This is a genomic window from Spirosoma aureum (assembly GCF_011604685.1).
Taxonomy (GTDB): Bacteria; Bacteroidota; Bacteroidia; order Cytophagales; family Spirosomataceae; genus Spirosoma; species Spirosoma aureum.
In genome coordinates, this window is the sequence record NZ_CP050063.1 from 7017806 (window position 1) to 7031834 (window position 14029).

Annotated in this window: 12 protein-coding genes; 7 read left to right on the forward strand and 5 right to left on the reverse strand. The window is 45.4% G+C overall.

Going from position 1 to position 14029, the window contains the following annotated elements; translation table 11 throughout:
* Positions 1-99: 99 nt before the first annotated feature.
* The 3 genes from G8759_RS27895 to G8759_RS27905 all read left to right on the forward strand — a co-directional run bounded on the left by G8759_RS27895 (position 100) and on the right by G8759_RS27905 (position 4527).
* Positions 100-2175 carry a glycoside hydrolase family 97 protein gene (locus tag G8759_RS27895; RefSeq protein WP_167215850.1) on the forward strand — a complete coding sequence of 692 codons (2076 nt, stop codon included), beginning with the start codon at positions 100-102 and terminating at the stop codon, positions 2173-2175.
* Positions 2176-2550: 375 nt separating this feature from the next.
* The gene (gene argH, locus G8759_RS27900; protein WP_167215852.1) at positions 2551-3894 is read left to right on the forward strand and encodes an argininosuccinate lyase; all 1344 of its coding nucleotides are present in this window, start codon (positions 2551-2553) and stop codon (positions 3892-3894) included.
* A gap of 30 nt (positions 3895-3924) precedes the next feature.
* Complete coding sequence (locus G8759_RS27905) at positions 3925-4527, forward strand: Uma2 family endonuclease (RefSeq protein ID WP_167215854.1); 603 nt, start codon at positions 3925-3927, stop codon at positions 4525-4527.
* A gap of 47 nt (positions 4528-4574) precedes the next feature.
* Here the strand turns inward: G8759_RS27905 and G8759_RS27910 are convergent, their stop codons facing one another.
* Positions 4575-5438, reverse strand: a complete 864-nt coding sequence (locus tag G8759_RS27910; RefSeq protein ID WP_394353264.1) for an SMP-30/gluconolactonase/LRE family protein — start codon at positions 5436-5438, stop codon at positions 4575-4577.
* Between the two features lie 228 nt (positions 5439-5666).
* Here G8759_RS27910 and G8759_RS27915 point away from each other — a divergent pair, with 228 nt between their 5' ends.
* Entirely contained in the window at positions 5667-5846 is a 180-nt protein-coding gene (locus G8759_RS27915; protein WP_232073970.1) for a hypothetical protein, read from the forward strand.
* A 97-nt stretch (positions 5847-5943) separates the two neighbouring features.
* On the opposite strand, the gene G8759_RS27920 is transcribed toward G8759_RS27915, so the two are convergent.
* Positions 5944-7197 carry an MFS transporter gene (locus G8759_RS27920; RefSeq protein ID WP_167215858.1) on the reverse strand — a complete coding sequence of 418 codons (1254 nt, stop codon included), beginning with the start codon at positions 7195-7197 and terminating at the stop codon, positions 5944-5946.
* A gap of 89 nt (positions 7198-7286) precedes the next feature.
* Here G8759_RS27920 and G8759_RS27925 point away from each other — a divergent pair, with 89 nt between their 5' ends.
* A complete protein-coding gene (locus G8759_RS27925) occupies positions 7287-7952 on the forward strand; it encodes a phosphoribosylanthranilate isomerase (RefSeq protein ID WP_167215860.1) in 666 nt (221 codons plus the stop codon).
* Positions 7953-8014: 62 nt separating this feature from the next.
* On the opposite strand, the gene G8759_RS27930 is transcribed toward G8759_RS27925, so the two are convergent.
* Positions 8015-8437, reverse strand: coding sequence for an Hsp20/alpha crystallin family protein (locus G8759_RS27930; protein WP_167215862.1), 423 nt, complete (start codon positions 8435-8437; stop codon positions 8015-8017).
* A 337-nt stretch (positions 8438-8774) separates the two neighbouring features.
* Between G8759_RS27930 and G8759_RS27935 the strand changes: the two genes are divergently transcribed.
* Positions 8775-10112 carry a tetratricopeptide repeat protein gene (locus G8759_RS27935; protein WP_167215863.1) on the forward strand — a complete coding sequence of 446 codons (1338 nt, stop codon included), beginning with the start codon at positions 8775-8777 and terminating at the stop codon, positions 10110-10112.
* Between the two features lie 210 nt (positions 10113-10322).
* On the opposite strand, the gene G8759_RS27940 is transcribed toward G8759_RS27935, so the two are convergent.
* Together G8759_RS27940 and G8759_RS27945 are read right to left on the reverse strand one after the other, a co-directional pair.
* Positions 10323-11597, reverse strand: a complete 1275-nt coding sequence (locus G8759_RS27940; protein ID WP_167215865.1) for a serine hydrolase domain-containing protein — start codon at positions 11595-11597, stop codon at positions 10323-10325.
* 293 nt (positions 11598-11890) lie between these two features.
* Positions 11891-12214 (reverse strand): DeoR family transcriptional regulator, encoded by a 324-nt coding sequence (locus G8759_RS27945; protein ID WP_167215867.1) that lies wholly within the window; start codon positions 12212-12214, stop codon positions 11891-11893.
* Positions 12215-13259: 1045 nt separating this feature from the next.
* Between G8759_RS27945 and G8759_RS27950 the strand changes: the two genes are divergently transcribed.
* Complete coding sequence (locus G8759_RS27950; protein WP_167215869.1) at positions 13260-13964, forward strand: RNA polymerase sigma-70 factor; 705 nt, start codon at positions 13260-13262, stop codon at positions 13962-13964.
* The last annotated feature ends 65 nt before the right edge of the window (positions 13965-14029 follow it).

Sequence of the window (14029 nt, forward strand, 5' to 3'; positions counted from 1 at the left end):
AACGGGTAGACATCGGTCTTCTACACATCTCTTCACGCGAGTTGGTAAAATTTGTTCAACTCGCGTCCTGCCTGCTATTTCCTAAACTTCGAAACAGCTATGCCTAACTATCTACTAATCACAATTTTATCTGGCCTTTTGCTGGCGAAATCGTATGCCCAGCCACTGATTTCCACGACCTCGCCAAACCAATCCATTAACCTTGTTATACGAAACACCTCGGAAGGCAATATTTCCTATCAGGTCTCCTATAAAGGGAAAGCCGTCATTGAACCCGCTGGCCTGGGATTTATTCTGAGCAAACCACAAGTATCGCTATCTCGATTTACCATCATTGCAGCAGACTCCTCTACAGTCGATGAAAACTGGCAGCCCGTTTGGGGAGAAACCAACCGAATCCGTAATCAGTATAAAGAGTTAGTGCTCACATTACAGGACAAATCCGCTTCAAACATCCGGCTGCGCATACGATTTCGGGTGTTTAATGATGGGTTGGGATTCCGCTATGAGTTTCCCGAACAGACAACCCTTACTCACTTTATTGTGGCCGATGAACTGACCCAGTTTGTTCTGGCAGCTGACCATAAAACGTTCTGGATGCCGGGTGATTATGACTCGAATGAATACCTCTATAACACGACCAAACTGAGCGAAATTGACGCTGTCGCTGCGGCCGATCGGGAAAAAGATACGGCCTTAAAATCGGTAATCGGTCCCGACGCTGTTCAAACTCCTTTACTTTTCAAAACAGACAACAACCTGTATATCAGCATCTACGAAGCCGCATTAGTAAACTACCCGGTCATGCATCTGAGGGTAGACAAAAGCAAGCGTATCCTCACAGTTCAACTAGTGCCGGATGCGGTGGGCAATAAAGCCTATCTTCAAACGCCCACCCAAACACCCTGGCGAACTATTATTGTCAGTGATCAGGCAACCGATTTACTGGCGTCAAAACTGATTTTGAATCTCAACGAGCCATCAAAAATTGGCGATGCATCGTGGATCAAACCCCAGAAATTCATAGGTATGTGGTGGGAAATGCACATCGGCAAAGCGACCTGGGAAAAAGCCGGAGGTAAGCATGGGGCCAACACGCGAAACGTCATGAAATACATTGACTTTGCGGCCAAATATGGCTTTGATGGCGTGCTGGTCGAAGGTTGGAATGTTGGCTGGGAGGATTGGTTTGGAAACTGGAAAGAAGACGTTTTCGATTTTGTTACCCCCTACCCGGATTACAATCTGGATTCGCTCACCAGCTATGCCCGTCAGAAAGGAGTTCGAATCATCATGCATCATGAAACATCGGGCTCGGTTACGAACTACGAACGCCGAATGGATGCGGCCTATCAGTTTATGGTGAAAAAGGGTATCAACACCGTTAAAACGGGCTATGTCGGTCGTATTATTCCGAGGGGCGAACATCATGATGGACAATGGATGATCAATCACTACCAGCGGGTTGCCGAAAAGACGGCTGAGTATAAAATTATGCTGGATTCCCATGAATCGGCCCACCCAACCGGCCTTCATCGTACCTACCCCAACTGGATGGCCAGCGAAGCGGCTCGGGGTAGTGAATTCAATAACGCCCCAACGCTGGGAATTACACCTGAGCACACCACCATTCTACCATTCACCCGCCTGCTGGGCGGCCCTATGGACTTTACGCCCGGTTTGTTTCGCTTTCGTTTGAATCAATTTGATAGTACACGGACGCAACGCGTTCGTACAACATTGGCAAAACAACTTGCCTTATATGTTACGCTGTACAGTCCGCTCCAGATGGTGGCTGATCTGCCCGAGAACTACGAAAAGCACCTGGACGCTTTTCAGTTTATTCGCGATGTGCCGGTTGACTGGGACGATACCAAAGTAGTAGCCGCCGAGCCGGGCGACTATGTGCTAATTGCCCGTAAAGCCAAAGGTAGTTCTAGCTGGTTTGCCGGAGCTATCACCGACGAAAACAGCCGTGACTTATCGCTCAGTCTGAGCTTTTTAGAGCTTGGCAACATCTATGAAGCAACGATTTATCGCGATGCAGCCAACACGGATTGGCAAACAAACCCGGAAACGTACCTCATTGAAAAGAAAACGGTGACCTCTAAAACTACCCTGTCGCTTCACCTGGCCAAAGGAGGTGGCTGCGCTATTCAATTCGTTAAACGCTAACTTAAATCTCGCATTCAAGTAACCTTACCAATCAGAAAGACAAACTACGAAGCTGTTTATACTTTTCAAAAAGAGCGCTATGAACGTTTTATGTCATTCCGACGATAGAATGCTGGCGTTGCCAAGTCGTAGTTAAGACTCAGTTTTGCCGTCATTCGCCTGTTTTCCGGCATTTAATTCCATCTTTAATCTTACCTGAACGAAACAGTTTTGGCCCAATCCTGAACAGTCTTTGACAGTTCATACGCTCCAACCAACTTTCTTTACGAACTTTGTCCATATTTAATGAGCGAAAGAGTGAATGGCGAATGAGTGCATATTGTTCGCGTTAGCTATTCATCAATTCGCTCATTCACTCTTTCGCTCGTTAAGAAATTGAAACTCTGGCAAAAAGAAGGCGTCACAACAGCCGAACAAATTGAACGCTTCACGGTCGGGCGAGACCGCGAAATGGATTTATACCTCGCTCCTTTCGATGTACTGGGTAACCTGGCCCATGCGCAGATGCTGGAGACAATTGGCCTGCTCACCGACCATGAATTGAGCTTGTTAAACGATGAATTAAAAGCCATATATCAGGACATTGAGGAAGGCAGTTTTGTTATTGAAGAGGGCGTTGAAGACGTTCATTCTCAGGTTGAATTATTGCTAACACGCACCCTGGGCAACGTCGGCAAGAAAATCCACTCGGGCCGGTCACGCAATGATCAGGTACTGGTAGACCTGAAACTCTTTACCCGTGATCGTCTCTGGCGCGTTGCGGAGGCTACCCAGCGTGTATTCGATCGACTCATCGACCGTTCCGAACAGCATAAAAATGACCTGCTGCCGGGCTATACACACCTGCAAATTGCCATGCCATCGTCATTTGGCCTTTGGTTTGGTGCCTATGCCGAAGCCCTGGCCGACGATATGCTGACGCTACAGACAGCCTACCGTCTTTCCAATCGGAATCCGCTTGGTTCGGGAGCTGGCTACGGTTCGTCATTCCCGCTCAACCGCACGCTCACAACCGAGTTGCTGGGTTTTGAGGGAATGCACGTAAACGTTGTTTATGCGCAGATGAGCCGGGGAAAAACAGAACAAACCGCCCTGACCGCACTGGCAGCAATAGCGGCAACGATCTCCCGTATGGCAATGGATATTTGCCTCTATAACAGCCAGAATTTCGGTTTTCTGACCTTGCCGGATGCACTCACAACCGGCAGCAGCATAATGCCCCACAAGAAAAACCCCGATGTAGCCGAGCTGCTGCGGGCTAAAACGAACCGACTGAAAGCCCTGCCGATGGAGGTGACGCTGGTGATGAGCAACCTGCCTTCCGGCTACCACCGCGATATGCAACTGCTGAAAGAAATTCTGATGCCAGCCTTCGATGAACTCCTGGATTGTCTGGATATCACCGAGTTCATGCTGGAGCATATTCAGGTGAAAACAAATCTGCTCGACGACTCAAAGTATGATCTATTATTCAGTGTAGAGCGGGTAAATGAACTCGTTTTACAAGGCGTACCTTTTCGTGAAGCCTACCAGACGGTTGGCAAAGAGATTGCCGAACATACGTATAACCCTCCTCGCACCCTGCACCATACGCACGAGGGCAGTATTGGCAATTTAGGGACCGAACTCATTGTCGATCACATGGCTAAAGCGGTTGCTGGTTTTGGCGTTGATCGGGCCCAGAACGCCATTGAAACCCTGTTGGGGAGAAGCCGTTAATTCTGTAACTTTCTAAAAATTAATACGACTATGGTATCTTCTGACAAAGAAACCGTCCAAACGGAAGCCATTCCCGATGCGCTCATTTACGAGACGCTCAATGGTCGCCCGCTATACTACAAAGACTATCGCAATGTAGTAGCAGGCATTCTCAAACCCGAGGATATCATGGGCAGCAGTGATTTACAGGCGATTCTGGTATCGCTAATTAATACGCATATCACCATTAATCGAGACAGGAAGCGGTTTATTACGGCAACTAATGAATCGGGTTTACATGTAGCCGTTGGTGATAATTTATCCGCTGACATTGCCATTTTTGAAAAAGCGAAATTAGGCCCATTAAAAGGTAAATATTTTGATGTAGCGCCCAAGGTTGTTGTGGAAGTAGACATCAAAATTGACCTGAACGAGATTGGGAGCGATGTGGCTTACATTTCCGAGAAAACCCGGGAACTGTTCACATTTGGCGTTGAGCGCGTGTTATGGGTACTTTCAAAAATTCAGAAAATTATTATTCTTCTCCCCAATCAGGATTGGATCATTACGGATTGGGCCAATGATGTAATGGTTATGGAGGACTGTGTGATAAATATCAAAAACCTATTGGACGAAGAAGACATTTCCTATTAACCAGCAACGCCCGACCAGTGCGGTCGGGCGTTGATTAGTGCTGCGATCTATTCGACCCGATAGGCAATCAGTTTGTTTTTGAAAAAAGTCGGTACGATCAATAATTTCTTCTTGGCAACGTACTCAATATCAGCCGCATTAACTTTATCAGCTCGGGTATCCAACAGTTGTTGTTTTGTTCCATCTGAGCTAATATGAAACAATTGCCCATTCCAGTCTGAGACGAAATAATTTCCCTTTCCTGCTGGAACAATTCCATCTGTATTGGCCATGCCATCGGCTACGGTTGTCAACGATTTGGTATTCAGATCCAATGTTCGCAAGGCACCAATTTTAGTACTGCCCACCATCAGTTTATCCTTACCAACAGCGAGCACACCATTTGGTTTATTCAATTGTTCGCCTTCCATCAGCACTTCCCACTTGTCGTCTTTCAGGCGATACAACTTATCGGCACGACTGTCTGATACGTAAACAATTCCATCTTTATCGACTGTTACATCGTTCAGAAAAGCCCCCTTGCCAACCGCATCCCAGGTCTTATCGGCCTGTCCTGTTTCCGTATTAATGGCCACTAACCGATAAACATCCGTCACATAAAGTCTTTTTTTGAACAATCCCATTCCCTTTGGCGCATTGAGTCCCGACGTCCAGCGCAGATTTTCTACCTTACCATCGAGTGACACTTTAGAAATAAAACCGCTGCCATCGAGCGAATCCGATTTTCCGTCAATATTGGCCACATATAGTGTATTATGTCCATCGTAAAGGACGGATTCGGGAGTTCGAAGCGTTGTGTCGGTTTCCCAAACTTTTACCAGTTTGATGGGCTTTGGCGCAGTAGAAGATCTTAAAGCAACCAGGCCAGCCCCTACGAGCAACGACATCGAAAAAAGTAGCGCTTTTTTCATAATTCAACTTGACAATCAAGGGTTTTAAATTAATTGAAAAAATTTTAGTTGTATGATGGCGGGGTAAGTTTTGGTTTACTACTTAAAATAAACGGAAACAATATAATTATTCTAATCACTTGTCAATCACCTCCTCGCAAAGGCAAAACAATATAAAATAGAGGGTGTTTAGAATCTCGCACGCTAAAAGCAAAAGTCATGGAAAATTACCAATCCCGCACTTCTCAGGTGCAACCGCAAGTCGGGGAACTCAAGGAAAGCATCCGCGATATGGTCCAGTTACAGCGTAATTATCAGCTTTCTGACGAACTCTTTTGGGAGATTTTCAACGAACGCGTTCTTCTCGATAAGCAGATCGATGTAAATGCGTTTGTTCGCGACTTTATACCTTCTCCTGTCCCGCATTAAAACACAACGATCAGCGCAGCACTCGCCCGATCACTCGTTAGCCAGCCAGTGGCCGGGCGAGTGCCTGTATTGTTGTCAAACCTGTTATCAGAGCAACTTAGCCCAGCCTCACGGCAAATAACTCCTTCGATCTGGCATATACGTACGTTACGACAGCCAGCGTAACAACACCCCCCAATGCTACTGAAGGCACTGTGCCCAGCAATCGGGCCATCAATCCCGATTCAAAAGCACCTATTTCGTTGGATGAACTGACGAAAATACCATTCACGGCTGCCACGCGTCCACGCATGTGGTCGGGCGGAAATATCTGCAATATCGTTTGTCGGATAATCACGCTCACGCTATCGAACGCTCCGGTCAACGCCAGCATGACAAGGGAGAGGTAAAAATTTGTTGATACCGAAAAAATAATCGTTGTAATCCCAAAACCAGCTACTGCCAATAGCATATTACGCCAGGCATTATGCGTGGGTGGATATTTCGTCATAAAGGCCATGGTAAGTAACGCTCCAACAGAAGGAGCCGCCCGCAAAAACCCTAGCCCTTCAGCGCCAACTTTTAGAATATCTTCGGCGAAAACCGGCAAAATGGCCACAACGCCCCCAAAAAGGACAGAAAACAAATCAAGAGAGATCGCATACAGAACAATCTGGGTTTTAAAGACAAAGCGAAAACCTTCTTTAAGGCTATCGGTCAGCCGCTGAGCGGGCACATTCGTAACGGGTACGGGCTTAGGCTTAATAAAACTGATGAGGACTAAACAAATGGCAAACAGACCAATGACTACGATCAATGTATTATCGAAACCCACCCAATTGTAAATAAATCCAGCCACACCCGGCCCCACAATTGCTCCTGCCTGCCAGAATGAGCTGCTCCAGGTAGCCGAGTTGGTATACAATTCCCGTGGTACTAAAAACGGTTTTAGCGACGAACTGGCAGGCGAATAAAATCCTTTGGCCGTACCAATCAGCATCAGTACACCATAAATCGTGGCTAATCGTGCCGTCTGCGACAACCCCGCCACAACCGACGGCTGAAAAACAAGGTATAAAATCACTGAACCAAACAGGATAACCAGTGAGCTCCACTGAAGGATCCGCTTTTTATCGCGCCGGTCGGCCAGATGGCCACCAAAAAGCGATATGGCAATAAAAGGCAGGGCTTCAGCCAGTCCAACTAGGCCTAAAGCCAGCGGATCGTGTGTAATTTTATAGAGTTCGTAGCCTAGAATAACTTCCTGAATCAATAATGTAACCGTCATCAGGAAACTATTCATTACAAAATAGCGAAAGTCTGGAATGCGTAAGGATGCGTAGGTATCAGTCGGGGAACTGTCGGTAACCATATTTTGGAAAGCTGCTTGTCTGATTAACCCATTAATTTTATTTTTTGTCCCTACTTTCAATTATCAAATCAAGAAAAGCGCAATTTCCAATGGAATCTCCGTTCAGAACACGGATTAAAATTTGCTGTATCAGCAGTCCCGAAGAGGCTCGTCTGGCTATTCGGCTCGGTGCCGATGCCCTTGGGCTGGTAGGTCGAATGCCCAGTGGCCCCGGTGTCGTTGGCGACGAGTTAGCCGCCCTGATTGTTGACTCAACACCTCCACCCATCGCTACGTTTATGCTCACAAGCGAAACCAATACCGGCGATATCATTGCGCATCAACGGCGCGTAGGTGCCAATACGATCCAGATCGTTGATGCCGTACCACCCGAAACATACGCGCAACTTCGTGACGCATTACCCGCCCTTAAACTGGTGCAGGTTATTCATGTAATCGATGAGAAAAATATTGATGAAGCACTACAGGCCGTGCAGAACGGCGTCGATGCCCTGCTGCTCGATTCAGGGAACCCAAACCTGGCCGTAAAAGAGCTGGGTGGCACAGGACGAGTGCACAATTGGGCAGTCAGTCGGCAGATTGTTGCCCAGTCGACCGTACCCGTATTTCTGGCTGGTGGACTCACTATCGAAAACGTTCGGAACGCAATCGAAACCGTACAACCGTTTGGCCTCGACATTTGTAGTGGAGTCCGGACAAATGGCCAATTAGACGAAAAAAAACTGGAGGCCTTTGTTCGTATCGTGTTGGGATAAAAACAAAACAGGGAATTGGTAGCTACCAATTCCCTGTCGACTCTACTTGCCTGATTACTTAATTAAGCAATGGCAATTTCTTTCACTACTTTCTCTTCTTTCACCTCAATTTTAGGTAATTCGACCGTCAGGATACCGTCGGTATAAGAAGCCTTAATTTCGTCGGCATTTACTGTTTTGGGCAGGCGGAAACTCCGTTCGAAAGCGTTAAAGCCAAATTCATGCCGGGTAAATTTAGGGCCTGTTTCGTCAGCTTTTGCTTCAGGTTTGTAAGCGATCGTAAGCGTATTGTTCTCAACGTTAATTTTCAGATCTTCTTTTTTCAAACCAGGTGCAGCCAGTTCAAGCTGGAAGGCTGTTTCAACTTCCTTTACGTTCACAGCCGGAACGTTTGGGCTTGTATTGTGATACCGGTCAATGACAGGGCGACCGTAAAAAGGGTTGAAGAAAGTTGGAATGCGGTTATATCGAACTAAAGTTGCCATTTTTTTTTCTGTTGTTTGGATCGTTCTTGTTTGAACACATACTCCTAATGGCAAACAGCATACCAATTCAAAAAACAATCTCAACTACGACATCTTGTCACTATTTGACGGGTATGGCGATGAAAATAAAGACAAAATGGCAGAATAAAAAATAAATGGTTGCCGAAATGTGCACATTATGTCTGCTCTATTGAAGAAGAAGATTAAATCCAATACAATTCACTGAACTGACTTACAGAAAATTAACAGTATCATTACTTTGCCTATCTCTTTTGAAAGCCTAATTTTAGGCCCTCAATTAGTAATCGACTCACCAAGTACTAATTTTCCTTAATTTATGATGCGACCTTTCCTGCCGTTAGTTATTCTACTGTGCTTCTGTGTACCATTTGTGGCATCAGCCCAACAAACCGCCGTCGATTTTTTCGAAAGTGGTATTGGTAAAAGTAAATCCGGCGATTTCACGGGTGCTCTACAGGCTTTTAGTATGGCCATTACGATGAACCCCGAAAATGCAGCAAGCTATTATAATCGGGGTGTTGCCAAAGCAAGTCTAAAAGATCACCGGGGGGCCATTCTGGACTATGATCGGGCGATTGAACTGAATGGCAAAGATGCAATGGCCTATCTGAGCCGAGGTGCCAGTAAAAGTAAACAGGATGACCATCGGGGCGCCCTTCTGGACTTCAGCCGATCGATCGAATTAAACCCCGACGACCCTCAGGCGTATTATAGCCGTGGCAGCAGCCGGAGCCGAATTGAGCAATACAGGGGTGCTTTGGCCGATTTCTCGAAAGCAATCGAGCTTGACCCTGCCAACGTTCTGGTTTACTATGCCCGTGGCATCACCAAACAGAAACTTGATGATTTTTCGGGTAGTCTGGCCGATTTTACGAAAGTGATTGAAATGACGCCCAAACGTTCCCAGGCGTTTTCAGGGCGTGGTATCTCGAAAGTTGAACTGAACGATTTCAACGGCGCGATTACTGATCTCAACAAAGCCATTGAATTAAGCCCGGAAGATGCCGAAGCTTATTTTTATCGGGGCTACGCAAAAGGAAAGCTGGAAGACTTTAAAGGCGCGCTGGCCGACTACGACCGATCTATTACCCTAAAGGCCGATAATTTCAAAGCTTATTACGGTCGCGGATTTTGTCGTGGCAAACTTGGTGATCAGAAGGGAGCGCTTCAGGATTTCACGCAGGCCATCGAGATGAACAACTCGAATACCGACGCAAAGGTGGTATATAGCGGTCGCATTACCCGCCCCATCCTCGATAACCTCCGCAACCTGGTTCAGGAGCGGAATCGTATCAGCGAGCTTTCTCCGGAACGGTCTGAAGCCTATTTCTCGCGGGGTGTCAGTAAAAACAAGCAGGGCGATCAGCGGGGAGCCATTGCCGACCTGAACAAATCGATTGAATTGAACCCTACCTATGCCGAAGCTTATTTCTCGCGGGGATTGATCAAATCGGCCCAGGGTGATCAGCGGGGCGCTATCACCGATTGCAATGATGCGATCAAGCTAAATCCTCGTTACAGCGAAGCGTTCTATGTGCGCGGCATTATTCGACATAGCCTTGGCGATGAAAATGGTGGCTGTCTCGACCTCTCCAAAGCAGGCGAATTAGGCTACAATCCCGCTTATAAAGCAATTAGCGATTATTGCAACTAACCTCCGAACAGGCTCGTCATTGGCCTGGATTTTACCGGACGATATTGGGTCGGTAGTCAATCGGAGCACCGGCCAGTAGCCCGGTCTATTTCCCTTTCAGCTTTATCAGTTTACACGAATGGGTAGGAATCTAAGTCCTACCCATTCGTGTATATACCCAAGTAGAGTGCCCTTGTTTGCGCATAAACCTTTTAAAGCACCGTGCCCTGGTCAGGGTTTGCCTGGATAACCTAACGTCGCTCTGGCGGCATAGGCCGCGTCATACATAGCATTAAAGCACTTTGTAAATGAATCCAGCCCATTGGTAAGATCCCATAATGGCAAATAAACCACGATCGATACGTCGGTGAGGGGATCGTAAGCCATCAGCGCCAAATTACCGATACGCGCGCCGTTATGACCATAACCCAGATTTTTTGTCAACGTGCAACCCAGTCTATAGGTTGGATTAGTCGACGACGCATCCGTTTGCATGATCGTCACGGTTTCGGGTTTTAAAACGTTTTGCCCTTTCATCAATGAGCGTATATATGTATTAAGAGCAGCCATTGTACCGTAACCATTTCCTTCAGCTACCTGGGCACTCATGTTGTAATCACCGTACTTGATGGCCTTTCCTGGTTGCAATTCAAGACCTTCTACACGAGGGCTCGGCAACACCGTATCATCAGCCCGGACAGGAAAATGAATGGCAACGGGTACAGGCGCGTTCGGCCCAACTACATAATCTTTCAGGTAATCGCCATAAGTTTTAGCACTGCCGCTTTTTGTTGAATAAACGCGTTCGATAATCTTCCCCAGAATTGCATAGCCCGTATTGCTGTAATGATAACCGGTGCCCGGCGCAAAATAGGAAAGATTGTTAATGATCAACTGGTGAATCATTTCTTCTGTTGTGAACTGGTGTGTAGGATCAGCCAGTTGAGTCGCTTCAGTAAATGTTTTTCCGTTGAATCCAGGAACGGGGTCATTATCGACATCAAAAACACCGGCACTGTGTTGCAATAATTGCTCAATGGTAATCGAGTTTTTATACGGGAAATCCCACGCGGGTGTATTGGGAACATAAGGCACGCTGGTGCCAGGTATAAGGCCGGTAATAGGTGCCTTAAAATCTAGCCAACCATCTTCGTGCATATTCAGAATGGCAGTACTCGTAAAGTTTTTTGTATTACTGGCGAACCGAAAATTAGTCGTTTCCAGGACGGGGGTGTTACCTGGAGGAACCGAAGATGCCAGTATTTTTTCAGTAGGTGTTTGAATCAACACATTTAGTGAAGGAACCGAATTCTGGAGGTCTTTTTCCAGGGCTGTCCGAACGCTATCGACAGTTTTTTGAACATTACTTCGGCGATCGGCCTGAGAATCAGGCGGTAGATGGTCAGAGAGCAGAGAGGAACAGGCCATCGCTAGTAGCAAAACCAGAGCCACCAGACTTCGACCAAGCACAGGTTTAACAAATTGTCTATTTTTAGAGGTTTTCATAGCGACTATGTTTTAAAGAGGCTTATATACTACGACAAATGACAGTTTAGATTTCCCACTCGGACAATATATTCACTTAAGTATCAAATTGCCAGGTCATACTGATCATACTAAAATAAACCGGCCCATGTACGTCATTTCCTACAACTATTCCTGAAGGCCAATAAGTTGTGACTATCGAGACGGCCTAAACAGGCAAGGGTGCCGTAAATAAATTTGATGATAAATTTATTTACGGCACCCTTGCCTGTTTAGGCCACATAGAAACTTAGCCTGAATCTTCCTAAAATTCGCTATGAAATGCTGTAAACATTCACGGTAAAAGGTGCTGAAGCATTTTCAGGGTTGGCAATGTACAAAGACCGAAACGGCTCAACATTATTACTTTGAAAACCGCTGTACGCATTTTTGTATTCAATGGGATCAAAACCAACACTTTTATCCCGCATAACGTCAAAATGAATCGCATCGGGATTGGGGCTATCCACTACTTCAAACGTTACGTAGAGCGCACCGGGTGTGATAGAATCGGTCGAGAAATTGCCGCTCGACCGATGAAGTTGGCCAGATTCTGGTTTTGCCTCAGAAACTACCGTGGCCAATAACTGTTTGTCCATTGGATGAGATCGTTAAAAGTTGAACTGTGGTTGATTTCCTTTCACAGTAGCCACATTCAAAAGTAGCCACTATTAATATCACAAAAATATCCCTATTCCGTATTATTTAAATTTATGAGAATTGATATTAATTATTCGGTAACTTATTTACAGTCACTATCTTATGATTGCTGACGACTAGTAAATGTGTAACTCCAGCATCAGACGGTTCAGTATGGTTATCAATGTTGGCACCTCAAGCGTGGACTTTCGTAACTCTTTCATCGATTGTACTCGATAAGCCTCGCCTTAATTCAGTTGTCAGCGACAAATTATCGATAATGAGGTTTATGGATGACTAATGGATTATATGATTTGGTATAGCTTTTAGTTTATTTATATAGACACATAAACAAGTCGCAATTTCCTTAACAGTAACTTTCGATCTCCACACTAAATAATCATCAGAACTATAGAATAAAAGTGTACCATTCTAGCATATATTGCTTACTAAATATTTCAGAGGTTAACTGTGTTAATCCGCGAAATGTATACCTTAAGTAACTATTAAATGATATTTTACTTATATTTAATATCTAGGAAGTAAATAATTCATAAAATGTTAATATTTTATTTTCACTATACATATAAAATAAACATTATTAATTCAATAAGAAGAATCTTAACTAGTTGCCAAAACAGTCTATTTTGACCAAGATTAAACTAAAAGTTGGGCAACATATGAAACTGCAATAACCATGCTTGAATTTAATTACACCTATTAAGGAAAAGCGGATAAAATTTTCAGAAATTCGTTTCTATCAACTGGAAAGTGACGGTTGTACAGACATCATAACTCATTAGAAAGACATTTTGATTGTTTAGGAGGCATCGTTCTTCCTGCACAATAACGCTACTATTTTTATCGCCCAACTTATAATTCAATTTTTCAAAAAAATAATCAAAAAAAGACTAAGTGTTTTTGTGTTCTTTACAGTCTCTAAGTAATAAATACCGCTCTCGGAAATAGACAACTCCGTGTTATTGACTAAGAGAGGGTACAGAAATGAACGATCGGCTTCATTCACCAACAGAGATGGGACAAATCTGGCAACTAACTCAGCATCAATCAGCAGAACAACCATCCGGTTTGGCACGAGAACAGACAGGCCAGGACCCTGAGCAGCAGGCACGATGGGACAACGAATTGTTTCTTCGGAAAACCTTTGAGCAGAACCCTGACGCGGGCATTAGCCTCCTGTTCCGCCAGTATTATGCCCTCTTGTGCAGCCATGCTATTCGGTATGTCTCCTCCAAAGCCATCGCTGAGGATATCGTTTCGGATATCTTCTACGAGTTTCATGCCAATCTGCGCTATCAGTCCATTACCATTTCCTACCGGGCCTACCTGTTTACGGCCGTACGAAACCGGGCCTTCGATCACGTTCGGGCTGAGATGCGCCACACCACCTCGCTGGATAAAGCCGACTCGATTGCCGCCCACATCACCCAAAGCCCCGACTCGATCACCCAGTATGAAGAGTTGTACCACGATGTGGAGAACGCCATCAATGCCATGCCACTCAAACGGCGTCAGATATATGTGATGCACCGTTTTGAAGGGAAGAAATACCAGGAGATTGCCGATGAGCTGCATCTGTCGCTCCGCACCATCGAAGCCCATATTTATCAGGCCATGCGCCAGATTCAGAACACCCTAAAAGACAAATGGCTACTCACTTTATATCTAATTGTCCAGTTTTTGAGCTGAATACCTATTTTTTAGCCACATGACTAAGTATTTTTTCTTATAAAACCGTCATGATGCTACTAACG